Annotated in this window: 13 protein-coding genes; 7 read left to right on the top strand and 6 right to left on the bottom strand. The window is 65.6% G+C overall.

What is annotated here, in order from left to right; genetic code table 11:
- Nucleotides 1-56 precede the first annotated feature (56 nt).
- The 4 genes from eda to CS1BSM3_RS04040 all read right to left on the bottom strand — a co-directional run bounded on the left by eda (nt 57) and on the right by CS1BSM3_RS04040 (nt 3,506).
- A complete protein-coding gene (gene eda / locus CS1BSM3_RS04055) occupies nt 57-701 on the bottom strand; it encodes a bifunctional 4-hydroxy-2-oxoglutarate aldolase/2-dehydro-3-deoxy-phosphogluconate aldolase (protein ID WP_072385669.1) in 645 nt (214 codons plus the stop codon).
- Nucleotides 698-1,639, bottom strand: coding sequence for a sugar kinase (locus tag CS1BSM3_RS04050; protein ID WP_072385668.1), 942 nt, complete (start codon nt 1,637-1,639; stop codon nt 698-700). The genes eda and CS1BSM3_RS04050 overlap by 4 nt, the downstream gene beginning before the upstream one ends.
- 29 nt (nt 1,640-1,668) lie before the next feature.
- Entirely contained in the window at nt 1,669-2,718 is a 1,050-nt protein-coding gene (locus CS1BSM3_RS04045) for an NADP-dependent oxidoreductase (RefSeq protein ID WP_072385667.1), read from the bottom strand.
- Nucleotides 2,719-2,822: 104 nt separating this feature from the next.
- Nucleotides 2,823-3,506: a fumarylacetoacetate hydrolase family protein gene (locus CS1BSM3_RS04040; RefSeq protein ID WP_072385666.1), complete on the bottom strand. Its 684-nt coding sequence runs from the start codon at nt 3,504-3,506 to the stop codon at nt 2,823-2,825.
- Between the two features lie 453 nt (nt 3,507-3,959).
- On the opposite strand from CS1BSM3_RS04040, the gene clpS reads away from it, so the two are divergent.
- The 4 genes from clpS to CS1BSM3_RS27855 all read left to right on the top strand — a co-directional run bounded on the left by clpS (nt 3,960) and on the right by CS1BSM3_RS27855 (nt 7,955).
- Nucleotides 3,960-4,304 carry an ATP-dependent Clp protease adapter ClpS gene (gene clpS, locus CS1BSM3_RS04035; RefSeq protein ID WP_072385665.1) on the top strand — a complete coding sequence of 115 codons (345 nt, stop codon included), beginning with the start codon at nt 3,960-3,962 and terminating at the stop codon, nt 4,302-4,304.
- 7 nt (nt 4,305-4,311) lie between these two features.
- Nucleotides 4,312-6,774, top strand: coding sequence for an ATP-dependent Clp protease ATP-binding subunit ClpA (gene clpA, locus CS1BSM3_RS04030; RefSeq protein WP_072385664.1), 2,463 nt, complete (start codon nt 4,312-4,314; stop codon nt 6,772-6,774).
- Nucleotides 6,775-6,876: 102 nt separating this feature from the next.
- Complete coding sequence (locus CS1BSM3_RS04025; RefSeq protein ID WP_083528214.1) at nt 6,877-7,605, top strand: AzlC family ABC transporter permease; 729 nt, start codon at nt 6,877-6,879, stop codon at nt 7,603-7,605.
- The gene (locus CS1BSM3_RS27855; RefSeq protein ID WP_072385663.1) at nt 7,602-7,955 is read left to right on the top strand and encodes an AzlD domain-containing protein; all 354 of its coding nucleotides are present in this window, start codon (nt 7,602-7,604) and stop codon (nt 7,953-7,955) included. Before CS1BSM3_RS04025 ends, CS1BSM3_RS27855 begins: the two co-directional genes overlap by 4 nt.
- A gap of 14 nt (nt 7,956-7,969) precedes the next feature.
- Here the strand turns inward: CS1BSM3_RS27855 and CS1BSM3_RS04015 are convergent, their stop codons facing one another.
- On the bottom strand, nt 7,970-8,401 hold the full coding sequence (locus tag CS1BSM3_RS04015) for an HIT family protein (RefSeq protein ID WP_072385662.1): 432 nt from the start codon (nt 8,399-8,401) through the stop codon (nt 7,970-7,972).
- 166 nt (nt 8,402-8,567) lie between these two features.
- Here CS1BSM3_RS04015 and CS1BSM3_RS04010 point away from each other — a divergent pair, with 166 nt between their 5' ends.
- Together CS1BSM3_RS04010 and CS1BSM3_RS04005 are read left to right on the top strand one after the other, a co-directional pair.
- Nucleotides 8,568-8,984 (top strand): rhodanese-like domain-containing protein, encoded by a 417-nt coding sequence (locus tag CS1BSM3_RS04010; RefSeq protein ID WP_072385661.1) that lies wholly within the window; start codon nt 8,568-8,570, stop codon nt 8,982-8,984.
- Nucleotides 8,984-9,994, top strand: a complete 1,011-nt coding sequence (locus CS1BSM3_RS04005) for an LLM class flavin-dependent oxidoreductase (RefSeq protein ID WP_072385660.1) — start codon at nt 8,984-8,986, stop codon at nt 9,992-9,994. Before CS1BSM3_RS04010 ends, CS1BSM3_RS04005 begins: the two co-directional genes overlap by 1 nt.
- Before the next feature lie 102 nt (nt 9,995-10,096).
- Here CS1BSM3_RS04005 and CS1BSM3_RS04000 read toward each other — a convergent pair whose 3' ends face one another.
- On the bottom strand, nt 10,097-11,233 hold the full coding sequence (locus CS1BSM3_RS04000; protein WP_072385659.1) for a hypothetical protein: 1,137 nt from the start codon (nt 11,231-11,233) through the stop codon (nt 10,097-10,099).
- Between the two features lie 255 nt (nt 11,234-11,488).
- On the opposite strand from CS1BSM3_RS04000, the gene sucD reads away from it, so the two are divergent.
- Complete coding sequence (sucD, locus tag CS1BSM3_RS03995) at nt 11,489-12,388, top strand: succinate--CoA ligase subunit alpha (RefSeq protein ID WP_072385658.1); 900 nt, start codon at nt 11,489-11,491, stop codon at nt 12,386-12,388.
- Nucleotides 12,389-12,624: the final 236 nt, after the last annotated feature.

Genomic DNA, 12,624 nt, shown 5'->3' with positions numbered 1-12,624 from the left:
CAGTTAAGGGCAAAGTAAACCCGGGACGTTGCGATGGATCAATGGCTGAATGGCAATCAACTGCGGCGCCGGCCGATGGCTGCGGCTTCGCGGGCGAGCGCGGCGACATCGTCGAAGCGGCCGGCATCGAGGTCGTCAGCCTTGACCATCCACGAGCCGCCGACAGCCACGACATGCGGGATTTTGAGGTAGTCCAGGGCATTGGCCGGCGTGATCCCGCCCGTCGGCATGACGGCGACATCATGGAGCGGTGCCAGGATGGCGCTCAGGGCCTTGATGCCGCCCGAAGCCTCGGCCGGGAAGAATTTTATGACCGGGAAGCCTGCTTCCATCGCGCGCATCATTTCCGCTGGCGTGGCGGCTGCCGGAATGAAGGGCACAGGCGCTGCCAGTCCTGCTTTGAGCAGCGCGTCCGTCTGACCGGGCGAGACGAGGAACTCGGCACCTGCCGCGATGGCCTCATCGATATCGCGAGGTGAGCGGATGCTGCCGGCGCCAATGATCGCGCCGGTCTTGGCCCCTGCCATGGCGCGGATCGCGGCGAGCGATTCCGGCGTGCGCAGGGTCACCTCGATGAATTTGAGGCCGCTTTCGGCAAGCACGGCAGCGGTGCGTGCGGCATTTGCGACATTCCGCACGGTCAGGACAGGAATGATGGCCTGCTCGCGCCAGCCCGGGGCATCGGCCTTGAGTGCGGTCATTGTTGTTCTCCCTCGAGGGCGCGGCGGACCTCTGCTGCCGTCGGGATGGGCTCGACGGCACCGTAACCCTCTGTCGAGAGCGCCGCGGCAACTGTCGCATAGCGGCCGGCGGTGGCGAGGTCGTCGCCAGCGAGGAGGCGCGCCACGAAGGCGCCGCCGAACGCATCGCCGGCGCCTGTCGCATCGACCGGGTCGCACGGGTGCGGCGCGAGCCTGATGCGCTGGTCCTTGTCCGCGACGATCGCGCCCTCTGCGCCGAGCTTGAGCGCGACGATACGCGCACCGCGCTCGAGGCAGAAATCGACCAGCGCGTTGGGATCCGTGAGGCCCGTGATGACGACGATGTCGTCATAGCTCGGCAGGCAGATGTCGGCGAGGCCGATGACATCGGTCATGACGCCTCGCGCCCGGTCCTTGGACCAGAGTCTCAGTCGTAGGTTTGTGTCGAACGAGACCATGACGCCGGCTGCCTGTGCGGCCTCGATCGCCGCATAGCAGGTATCGGCCGCGGTCGCCGATATGGCGAAGGAAATGCCCGAAAGATGCAGCACGCGCGCGCCGCGCAACAATTCGAGCGGCAGTTGGCTCGGCTGCATGCGACTTGCTGCGGATCCGGTGCGGTAGAACGAGAACTCGTGGCCATTCTTGCCGTGGGTCACGAAGTAGATGCCCGTGAAGGCATCCGGATCGCTCACCACCGTGCTCGCGTCGACGCCTTCGCGGGCCCAAAGATCGCGCAGCATCTGCCCGTAGATATCATCGCCGAGGCGCGTGAAGTAGGCGCTGTCGGCGCCCTGGCGCGCAGCCGCAATGGCGAAGTTCGAGGTGTCGCCGCCGAAGCCCTGGAGATATGCGCGCGAGCCGTGGCCGCCGGACTGGTTGAACTCGACCATCGGCTCGCCGATGGCGAGGATCTCAGGCTTTCGCGCGCCGTTCATGCATCGGCCCCCCGTGGGTGGTCCGCGGTTCAGTGCCGCGGGATACCTGTCGGCTCCGGCCCGACACGGACCTGGAGCTTGCCGAAGTTGTCACCCCTGAGCAGGCCGATGAAGGCCTCCGGCGCCTTGGCGATGCCGCCGTCGACAATGTCCTCGCGGTACTTGAGCTTGCCCTCGCGCACCCATTTACCGAGCCGCGTCATCGCAAAGGGGAAGCGCGTCAGGAAGTCCGAGACGATGAAGCCGCGTGAGGTCACGCGCCGGCCGACGAAGAAGCCCGGCGTGCGCGGTCCCATCTCGGTCGTGTCGGAATTGTACTGCGAGATCGAGCCGCAGATGGCGACGCGTGCCCAGAAGTTGATATTGGCGATCACGGCGTCGGTAACGACCCCGCCGACGTTGTCGAAATAGACGTCGACGCCGTCCGGGCAGGCGGCTTTGACGGCTGCAGTGAGGTCGCTGCCCGCCTTGTAGTCGACGCACGCATCGAAGCCGAGCTCGTCCTTCACGAAGGCGCACTTCTTGGCCCCGCCGGCAATGCCGACCGCGCGACAGCCGGCGAGCTTCGCAAGCTGGCCGACGACCTGTCCGACAGCGCCCGAGGCCGCCGAGACGACGACGGTGTCGCCGGGCTTGGGCTGGCCGACCTCCAAGAGCCCAAAATAGGCCGTGAGGCCCGGCATGCCGAGAATGCCGTTGGCGGTCGAGATCGGTGCGAGCGAAGGATCGATCTTGCGCGCGCCGCCGCTGCTGACGCCGTACTCCTGCCAGCCGAGACGTTCCTCGACGATGTCGCCGACCTTGTAGCTGGGGCTGTTCGACTTCACGACCTCGCCGACGATGCCGCCGGGCATGACCTCGCCGATCTGGACAACCGGGGCATAGGAGACGACATCCCTCATGCGCCCGCGCATATAGGGATCGAGCGACAGGTAGATGGCACGGACGAGGATCTGGCCGGGGCCCGGCTCCGGCACGGGCGCTTCCTCGACGCGGAAGTCCTGGCCCGAAGGCTCGCCGGCTGGTCGGTTGGCAAGCACCACGCGGCGCTGAGTTTTGGGAATGCTCGGGCTGGTCATGGGCAATTTCCTCCGGCGCGCCGACAGGCGGCGCGATCTTCAGCTTGCGCCCCTTGTAGCAGGTGCGCGCCGGAGCGTGAAATCGCCTTGCCGGGCCTCGCGGCCTAGACGACCTCGACGTGGAGATCGCCGACGCCGTCGACGTGCCCGTGCAGCTTGTCGCCCTTCACGATTGCGCCGACGCCCGACGGCGTGCCGGTCATGATGATGTCGCCGGCCTTCAGCTCGAAGAGGGTCGAGATGAAGGCGATCTGGCCCGGAATATCCCAGATCATCTGGTTGAGGTCGCCCGCCTGGCGGCGCTTGCCGTTCACGTCGAGCCAGATGGCGCCGGTGGTCGGATGGCCGATCTCAGAGGCCGGGATCAGGGCCGTCGCCGGGGCCGAATGCTCGAAGGCCTTGCCGATCTCCCAGGGGCGCCCCAACTTCTTGGCTTCGCCCTGGAGGTCGCGCCGGGTCATGTCGAGGCCGATGCCGTAGCCCCAGACATGGGACATTGCGTCTTCGGTCTGGATGTCGCGGCCGCCGGACTTGAGCGCCACGATCATCTCGATCTCGAAGTGAACGTCCGAAGTACCGGGCGGATAGGGAAACTTGCCGTCCGTGCGCAGGTTGTCGGGGTTCTTCTGGAAGAAGAAAGGCGGCTCCTTATTGGGATCGTGGCCCATCTCCCGGGCGTGCTCGGCATAGTTGCGGCCGATGCAGTAGATCCGGTGCACCGGAAAGAGGTCCGACGAGCCGCGGATGGGCAGGGCCGCCTGGCGCGGCGGGTCGATCACGTATTTCATTTGAATGATTCCGGGTTGGAAGGGCGCTGGCGCGATCAGAATGCCATCCAGGCGCGCCGGTCAAGAGCGACGCCTCAGGCAAGCGAATCGTGCCACCACAAGCACAAGAGCTCTGTTGTCGGCCCAATTGAGCGCCCTCCCGGTACTGAGAGGTGTTTTCCTGGGCCGGCAGCCAGACACGGAGCGTATGGCAGGGTGGCCTTTATTTTGTGCAACGGGCACACCAGATAAGACGAGGCGAAACTTGGAGGGATACCCCACCGCCTGGTCCGATCGCGGAGACGTGATGCGCGGGCCGGCTTTCACCATCGAACGAATTGCAGTCCCGCGCGCGCTGCCTTTAGAATGTGAGCAGCAGGAAATCCGCGGCTGGGGCCGCGATGTGTGCCGGTTAGGGCTTTCATGGTTGGGAAGCGCTGGGCCTCGGGAATGCTGGATCGAAATCAACTGACGATGGCGGGCAAGAACGGAAACGGAGCGGACGGCGAAGGCGGCGAGGGCGAGGGTAAGACCGGCCTCGTCACCAAGACCCGTCCAAAGACGAAGCGGCCGAGCCTGTACAAGGTGCTGCTGCTGAACGACGACTACACGCCGATGGAGTTCGTCGTTCATGTGCTGGAGCGTTTCTTCAACAAGGGGCGGGAGGATGCCACCCGGATCATGCTGCACGTTCACCACAAAGGTGTCGGCATATGCGGGGTGTACACGTACGAGATCGCTGAGACGAAGGTTGCCCAGGTGATGGACTTCTCGCGCCAGCACCAGCATCCGTTGCAGTGCACTATGGAAAAGGAATAGGACGCCCTTGCCATCCTTCTCGCAAAGCCTCGAACAGGCTCTCCACCGCGCGCTTGAGTATGCCAACGAGCGGTCGCATGAATATGCAACGCTCGAGCACTTGCTGCTGGCGCTGCTCGATGATGCCGACGCCGCGGGCGTCATGCGTGCGTGCAACGTCGACATCGAGAAGATCCGCCGCCGCGTGACCGAGTTCCTCGACGAGGAGCTCGACATGCACGTGTCGAAGAACGCGGTCGAAGCGGCGCCGACGACGGCCTTCCAGCGCGTCATTCACCGCGCGGTGGTGCACGTCCAGTCTTCCAGCCGCGAGGAGGTGACGGGCGCGCAGGTGCTGGTCGCGCTCTTTGCCGAGCGTGAGAGCCACGCCGCGTTCTTCCTGCAGGAGCAGGAGATGACGCGCTTTGATGCCGTCCAGTACATCAGCCATGGCATTGCCAAGCGGCCGGGCATGAGCGAGCCGCGTCAGGTGCGTGGCGTCGACGAGGAAGGTGGCACCGAAGGCGCGGCCGGCGAGAAGAAGGCCGGCGCCGACGCGCTCAACACCTACTGCGTCAATCTCAACAAGAAGGCCCGCGACGGCAAGATCGACCCGCTCATCGGGCGCCTGCCGGAGGTGCTGCGCACCATCCAGGTGCTCTGCCGGCGCCAGAAGAACAACCCGCTGTTCGTCGGTGACCCCGGCGTCGGCAAGACGGCGATCGCTGAAGGCCTTGCGCGCAAGATCATCCGCGGCGAGGTGCCCGAGGTGCTGCGTGATGCGACGATCTTCGCGCTCGACATGGGCGCGCTGCTCGCCGGCACGCGCTACCGCGGCGATTTCGAGGAGCGTCTGAAGGCGGTCATGAAGGAGGTCGAGGCCTATCCGGGTGCGATCCTCTTCATCGACGAGATTCATACGGTGATCGGCGCCGGCGCGACGTCCGGCGGTGCGATGGATGCGTCCAACCTGCTGAAGCCCGCGCTTCAGTCGGGGGCGGTGCGCTGCATCGGCTCGACGACCTACAAGGAGTACCGCCAGCACTTCGAGAAGGACCGGGCGCTCGTCCGGCGCTTCCAGAAGATCGACGTCAAGGAGCCTTCGGTCGAGGACACGATCGAGATCCTGAAGGGTCTGAAGCCGTACTTCGAGAACTTCCACAAGCTCAAGTACACGCGCGGCGCGATCAAGGCCGCGGTGGAGCTCTCGGCGAAGTACATCCACGACCGCAAGCTGCCGGATAAGGCGATCGACGTCATCGACGAGACGGGCGCAAGCCAGATGCTCGTCGAGGAAGGCAAGCGCAAGAAGAAGATCGGCGTGAGCGAGATCGAGGCGACGATCGCCACGATGGCGCGCATCCCGCCGAAGACCGTCTCCAAGTCCGATGCCGAGGTCATGTCGAACCTCGAGAAGGACCTGAAGCGCGTCGTCTTCGGTCAGGACAAGGCCATCGAGGCGCTCTCGAGCGCGATCAAGCTGGCACGTGCCGGCCTGCGCGAGCCGGAAAAGCCCATTGGCTGCTACCTGTTCTCGGGTCCGACCGGCGTCGGCAAGACCGAGGTGGCGAAGCAGCTCGCGAACCTCATGGGCATCGAGCTCCTGCGCTTCGACATGTCCGAATACATGGAGAAGCACACGGTCTCGCGTCTCATTGGTGCGCCTCCGGGCTACGTCGGCTTCGACCAGGGCGGTCTCCTGACCGACGGGATCGACCAGCATCCGCACAGCGTGCTTCTGCTCGACGAGATCGAGAAGGCGCATCCGGACCTGTTCAATATCCTTCTGCAGGTCATGGATCACGGCAAGCTGACCGACCACAACGGCAAGCAGGTCGACTTCCGCAACGTCATCCTCATCATGACGACGAATGCGGGCGCGGCCGACATGGCCAAGGCGGCGATCGGCTTCAACCGCACGAAGCGCGAGGGCGATGACGCGGAGGCGATCAACCGGCTGTTCACACCGGAGTTCCGCAACCGCCTCGATGCCGTGGTGGCTTTCAGCGGGCTCCCTGCGGACGTCATCACCAAGGTCGTCGAGAAGTTCGTCTTCCAGCTCGAGGCGCAGCTCGCCGACCGTGGGGTGACGATCGAGCTCGGCGAGGGCGCGACCAAGTGGCTCGTTGCCAAGGGCTACGACGAGAAGTTCGGCGCCCGGCCGCTCGCCCGCGTCATTCAGGAATACATCAAGAAGCCGCTCGCCGAGGAGCTGCTCTTCGGCAAGCTCGAGCACGGTGGGATCGTCAAGATCACCACCGAGGGCACGGGCGAAGACTCGAAGCTCGCCTTCGAATACCTGCCGGCCGACCCTGCGGCGAGGCAGGCCAAGGCGAAGGCTGAGGAGGAGGAAGACGACGACGATGATATCGTCGACGACGATCCGCCGGTCGATGCGCTGGTCGGCGCAGGCCCGAAGCGCTCGCTCTCGGGGCCGAAGAAGCCCTCGGGTGCCGTGCCGAGTGTGCCTCGTCGCCGAAAAGACGATTGAGGCTCAGCCCTTCGCGACGTAGACAGGAAATGCCCGCCCTCTCCGGCGGGCATTTTCGCGTTCGGGCATCGGCCCCTTCAACTTCTATCCGATCGGGCACCCATGACCGAACCTCCCGCAGCACCTAGGTCCATGACGCGTATGCGCGCCTTCTGGCAGGGTACGCTCGCCATGTATGGCGTGCCGGCGCTGGTGCTCTACGCGGGTATTCTCGGCTATGGCGCCTTTGCGCGCGAGGTCGGCCTCACGCTCGGTCAGGCACTGGCGCTTCCGATCTTCCTCCAGGCGCTTCCGGCGCAGGTCGTGCTGGCCGACCACGCTGCGCGCGGGGCCTCGCTCGCCGCCGCTGCGCTTGCCGTCAGCCTGACGGCCGTGCGCTTCCTGCCGATGACGGTGGTGATCATGCCCTGGCTCAAGGGGCATAGCGGACCGCGCTGGCATGAGCTGCTGGTCGTGCACTTCGTCGCCGTGACCGTGTGGATCGAAGGCTTGCGGCGTTTGCCGACGGCACCGGCGGAAGTGCGGCTCGTCTACTATCTCGGCATTGGCGTCGGCATCCTCACGGGCACGCTCGCGTCGACGGCGCTTGGTTACCTCGCAGCGGGAACAGTCCCACAATGGATGGCTGCGGCGCTGCTCTTCACGATGCCGCTGACGTTCCTCCTGGCGATGATCGAGACGGCGCGCTCGCGCGCAGATCATTTCGCCATTGTCGCGGGCGTAGTCATCGCGCCCTTCGCCTCCATGTGGCTGCCGGGCTTCGATCTCCTCGTTACCGGCCTTGCGGGCGGTACGCTCGCCTGGGTGCTCGGCCGCTGGAGGCGGGCATGAGCAATCTTCCCGGCGTGTGGGGCACGTGGGGTGGCTACCTGCCCTTCTTCGTTGCTGGCTTTCTCGCGAGCGAGCCGTGGCGCTGGGCCGGCGCGCTCATCGGCCGCGATCTCGATCCGAACAGCGAGGTGTTCATCTGGGTGCGCGCGGTGTCGTCCGCGATCGTGGCCGGGCTCGTTGCGCGCCTCGTCGTGTTCCCGACCGGCGCCATGGCGGCCATGAGTGCGCCGACGCGCTATGGCGCCGCCGCGGTCGGCATCGCGGCATTCTTCGCCTTCCGCAAGAATCTCGGTGCTGGGGTTCTGGCGGGGACGCTGGCGCTCCTCGCAGGCCACTTCATCATCGGCTGAGCGTGGGATGCAATCTAACCGGCTTCCAGCGCCTGACGCAGCTTCTCGGCGTTGGCGGCGAGCACCTCGGGCTTCTCCATCTGGCCCGTATGCGGCTGCAGCTTCTGGCTGCTCCAGCGCGGCAGTACATGAAAATGAAGATGGAACACGACCTGGCCGCCAGCCGTCTCATTGAACTGCTGCAGCGTCAGGCCGTCGGCATCGAAAGCCTTCATCGCCGCGCGGCCGACCTTCTGCGCCGTTGCAAGGCATGCGGCGAGTTGAGACGGGTTCGCATCGAGAATATTACGCGCCGGTGTCTTGGGGATCACGAGCGCGTGTCCCCGCGAGCGCGGCATGATGTCCATGAAGGCAAGCGTGTCGGCGTCCTCGTAGACCTTGTACGCCGGTAGCTCGCCGCGAATGATCTTGGCGAAGATGTTGCTGCTGTCGTAGGCGGTGCTCATCAGGCATCTCCATCAACCACTTCGGGTGTTAAGCCCGCTTACAACTCGACGTCAAGTGCATGGATGCGCATCTGCACGCGCAGGGCGGCGCTCTTGCCGTACGCAGCCGGCAGTGCCATCGTCCAATCAACGCGTGTTTCAGACACTATCAATGAGGAGCCGAACGATGGCCCAGACGATCACCAACAGCGTCATGACCATGGTCAAAGAGGCCAAGAAGCAGATCGAGGAGATCCCGCCGGAGGAAGCTATCAAGCTCATCGGCAATCCAGATATCGTCCTTGTCGATATCCGCGATCCGCGCGAGCTCGAGCGCGACGGCAAGGTCCCGGGTGCCTTCCACGTCACGCGCGGTATGCTCGAGTTCTGGATCGATCCCGCGAGCCCCTACTACAAGCCGCTCTTCGGCGAGGACAAGAAGTTCGTCTTCTTCTGCGCGGGGGCGATGCGCTCAGCGTTGGCGGCCAAGACGGCGCAGGATATGGGCCTGAAGCCGGTTGCGCACATCCTCGGCGGCTTCAAGGGCTGGAAGGAAGCCGGCGGTCCCGTCGAGGCTTACGTTCCCAAGCAGGCGAAGGCCTGATGGCCGACTTTCCCGTTTCGGTGCTCGATCAGTCGCCGATCATCGGCGGCGCGACGCCTGCCGAGGCGATCCAGTCGACGATCGAGCTCGCCCGCCTCGCAGACCAGCTCGGTTATCACCGCTACTGGCTTGCCGAGCATCACGGGCTTCTCGGGCTCGCCGACGCGAGCCCCGAGATCCTGCTTGCGCGGCTTGGCGCGGAGACAGAGCGCATTCGCATTGGTACGGGCGGCATCATGCTGCCCTACTACGCGAGCTTCAAGATCGCCGAGCAGTTCAAGATGCTCGAAGCGCTCTATCCCGGCCGTATCGATCTCGGGCTCGGGCGCGCGCCCGGCGGCCATCCGCGCACGGCGCGCGTGCTGTTCGACGGAAAGCCCGTCGATAGCGAGGAGGGCTTCGTGCGCCAGCTCATGGAGCTGTCGGCGATCTTCAAAGGCACGGTGCCGGACGGCCATCCGCTCCATGGCGAGATCGCCAATCCCGTTGGACCGACGAACCCTGAAATGTGGGTGCTCGGCTCATCCACAGGCGGCGCGTCGTTCGCGGCCCATCTCGGGATGCACTTCGCCTTCGCGCACTTCATCAATGCCTATACCGGCGCGCAGGTCGCGCACGCTTATCGCGAGCATTTCCGCAAGGGCCATGATGAGGAGCCGCGCCTCGCGCTGGCCATGATCGCGCTCTGCGCCGACAGTCCCGAGGAGGCGCAGGCCATCGAAAAGGCCATGCTGCTCCGCTGGGCATGGACGGCGATGGGCGTCAATCGCCGTATGCCGACGCTCGAGGAAGCACTTGCGCATCAGATGACGGATCGCGAGGCGGCGATTGCCGCGCGCGAGCGCCCGCGCGCCACCATCGGCTCGGTCGACGAGGTCGCGACGCGGATCATGGATGTGAAGGCCGAGTTCCAAGCCGACGAGGTGATCGTCGTCGCGATCGCGCCGGCCTACGAAATCCGTACGCGCACGCTCAAGCAGCTCGCGACGGCCTTCGGGCTCGGTAAGTGAGATCGTCGCCGAGCTACACCGTCAGCGCGTCACGGACTTCCGCCGGACTAAAGCGTCGGACCTTGAATGCGCCCCCCTGCCGAGGCTGGCGGGGAGTGAATTTCAAGTCCGTTGCTTTAGCGAGCGGCCGATCGTCAGGGGCTCGACACGCGCGCTCATGCCGATGGCCGCCGCGGTTTCTGTCAGGGGAGCCCAGATCTCGCGCCGGAGCACGAGCGACATGCGCTTGGGGCGCGGCACGTGATCGAGATGGGCGAATGATTGACTACCCATCCAGGCGTGCACGGCCTGCCAGACGGAGGGCGAAGCGCGGCGGTTCCCGATGCCCCTCAATTGAACGATGAACGGCACGCCGACCTCATCATTGCGCAGGCCGAGCTCCAGCGTCGCGATCGATTTGCCGCGCGCACGCACGCTGAAGAGGCGCGAGCGCATGTGCCCGAGGCGCAGCGCATAGAGATCGAGGCAGTTGCGCATGGAGGCGCATTCGGCAAACAGATCCTCGGGGCCTTTGAGCGCGATGAACTCGTAGCCCATGGCCGTGCCATTGGCGAACCACGTATCGGGAAAGCCCGTGCCGAGCGCGAGCAGGCCCTCGATGCGTTTTCGCCAGTTCGCGGTTTCGTCCCGGGCCGAGCGAGGGCCGGTGCGCGGCGTCCAGCTCCGGCGTTGGATGCGGCCGGCGAGCGTGCCCGGGTGTTTGGCGTAGAAGGCCCAGGCGAGCGTCCAAAGGGCCTCGGCATTGGCCGCGACCGGCGGCGTAAGCCGGTGATGCCGTGCGAACCAGAGAGCGACGTCGCGCCCCGCAAGGCGGTCGGCGAGGCTGATGAAGTCGAGCCAGGGCAGCATGGCCTCGGGCTGACGAGGCAGGGCCGGGACGGCAGTAAGGGCAAAATCCGGATCATCCGGCAGAACCGGCAAGGGGCCCGTCAGCGCCGCAGGCGGCAAGCGGCGGAGCCAAAAGGGAAGGCCCAGAAGTTGGGCCACCGCCTTGAGCTTCTTGCCGGCGAGAATGGCATCGAGCGCGGCGCGCCGGCGCTCGGGCGTCGCATAGTCGGTGGCCAGTGCAAACAGCAGCGCCGGGAAGGACGCGGCGAGATCCTCGATATTGCGGCCGCCTTCGGTCAGCTCGGCGATCTGCGTGCGAAAAGACGCAGGGAAAGTCTGCCGATGCAGCTCCGGGGTCTCGCCGCCGTCGTCTGCACCGGGCGGTTGCATCTGGCTGCAACGCAAGACCATGCCCGCTGCCTCCGCTCATCACCTGGGACGAAGCGCTTTGCCCGTCCGTCTGACGCGAACGGCTAGAGCTACAACATGGCGAAAGCGGGTGCGGGTTGCCAGGGGCACGCGATTTTCTACAGCCCTGACATGCAGCCGCCGCCCGTCAACCGCAGGAAGCCTTAGGACAAAAGCAGCATTCCTGCGCTGATTGCGGCACTTGATCGCGCCCGCAATCTGTCGGAGAAGGGGGCACGAGCAACCAGGGAACTGCCGATGGCCATCCTCGTCGACAAGAGCACCAAAGTCATTTGTCAGGGCATCACAGGTAGCCAGGGCACCTTCCATACCAAGGCCGCAAAGGCCTATGGCACCCAGATTGTTGGCGGCGTGACGCCGGGCCGGGGCGGCTCCAAGCATCCCGATCCCGAGCTCTCCGACGTGCCGATCTTCGATACGGTGAAGCAGGCGCGGGAGGCGACGGGCGCCACGGCGACGTCGATCTACGTACCGCCGCCCTACGCCGCCGACGCGATCCTGGAGGCGATCGACGCCGAATTCCCGCTCATCATCTGCATCACCGAGGGCATCCCGGTGATGGACATGATCAAGGTCAAGCGGGCGCTGACGGGAAGCTGGTCGCGCCTGATCGGGCCGAACTGCCCCGGCGTGCTGACGCCGAACCAGTGCAAGATCGGCATCATGCCCGGCAATATCTTCAAGAAGGGCAATGTCGGCATCGTCTCGCGCTCCGGCACGCTGACCTACGAGGCCGTGAAGCAGACGAGCGACGCCGGGCTCGGTCAGTCGACGGCCGTCGGGATCGGCGGCGACCCGGTCAAGGGCACGGACTTCATCGATGTGCTCGACATGTTCCTTTCGGACGCCGAGACCGAGGCGATCATCATGATCGGCGAGATCGGCGGCTCCTCCGAGGAAGATGCCTGCGAGTTCATCCGGCGCGAGGCGGCCAAGGGGCGCTCGAAGCCGATGGCTGGTTTCATTGCTGGTTCCACGGCGCCTCCGGGGCGGCGCATGGGGCATGCCGGCGCCATCATCTCGGGCGGCAAAGGCAAGGCCGAGGACAAGTTCGAGGCCATGCGCGCGGCCGGCATCGCCGTCGCGGACAGCCCGGCGAGCCTCGGGACGACGCTGCTCGCGGCGGCCAAGGCTTGAGGCGGCGGGGCTCCGTGCTCCGCCAAAAGTTCACCTGATGTCAGGGTTTTCCGCGCTCTAGTCCCACGCCCGGTGCGGCGGTCAGCGTCCGCCGCAGCCGGCGCCTGAAGAACGTGCACCAAAACGTCACGCGCCCTCGGTAATGTCTGGCGTCGGTGACGGAATCGCGTCACGCCCACCATTGCATCCCGCTGGGGGTGCGCCGATCTAATGACTACTCACGTGGTCGGATATGG

The sequence above is a fragment of the Hyphomicrobium sp. CS1BSMeth3 genome, assembly GCF_900117415.1.
Classification (GTDB): Bacteria; Pseudomonadota; Alphaproteobacteria; order Rhizobiales; family Hyphomicrobiaceae.
The sequence above is the reverse complement of the archived record's forward strand: the minus strand, read 5'-3'. Positions and strand labels throughout refer to the sequence as shown.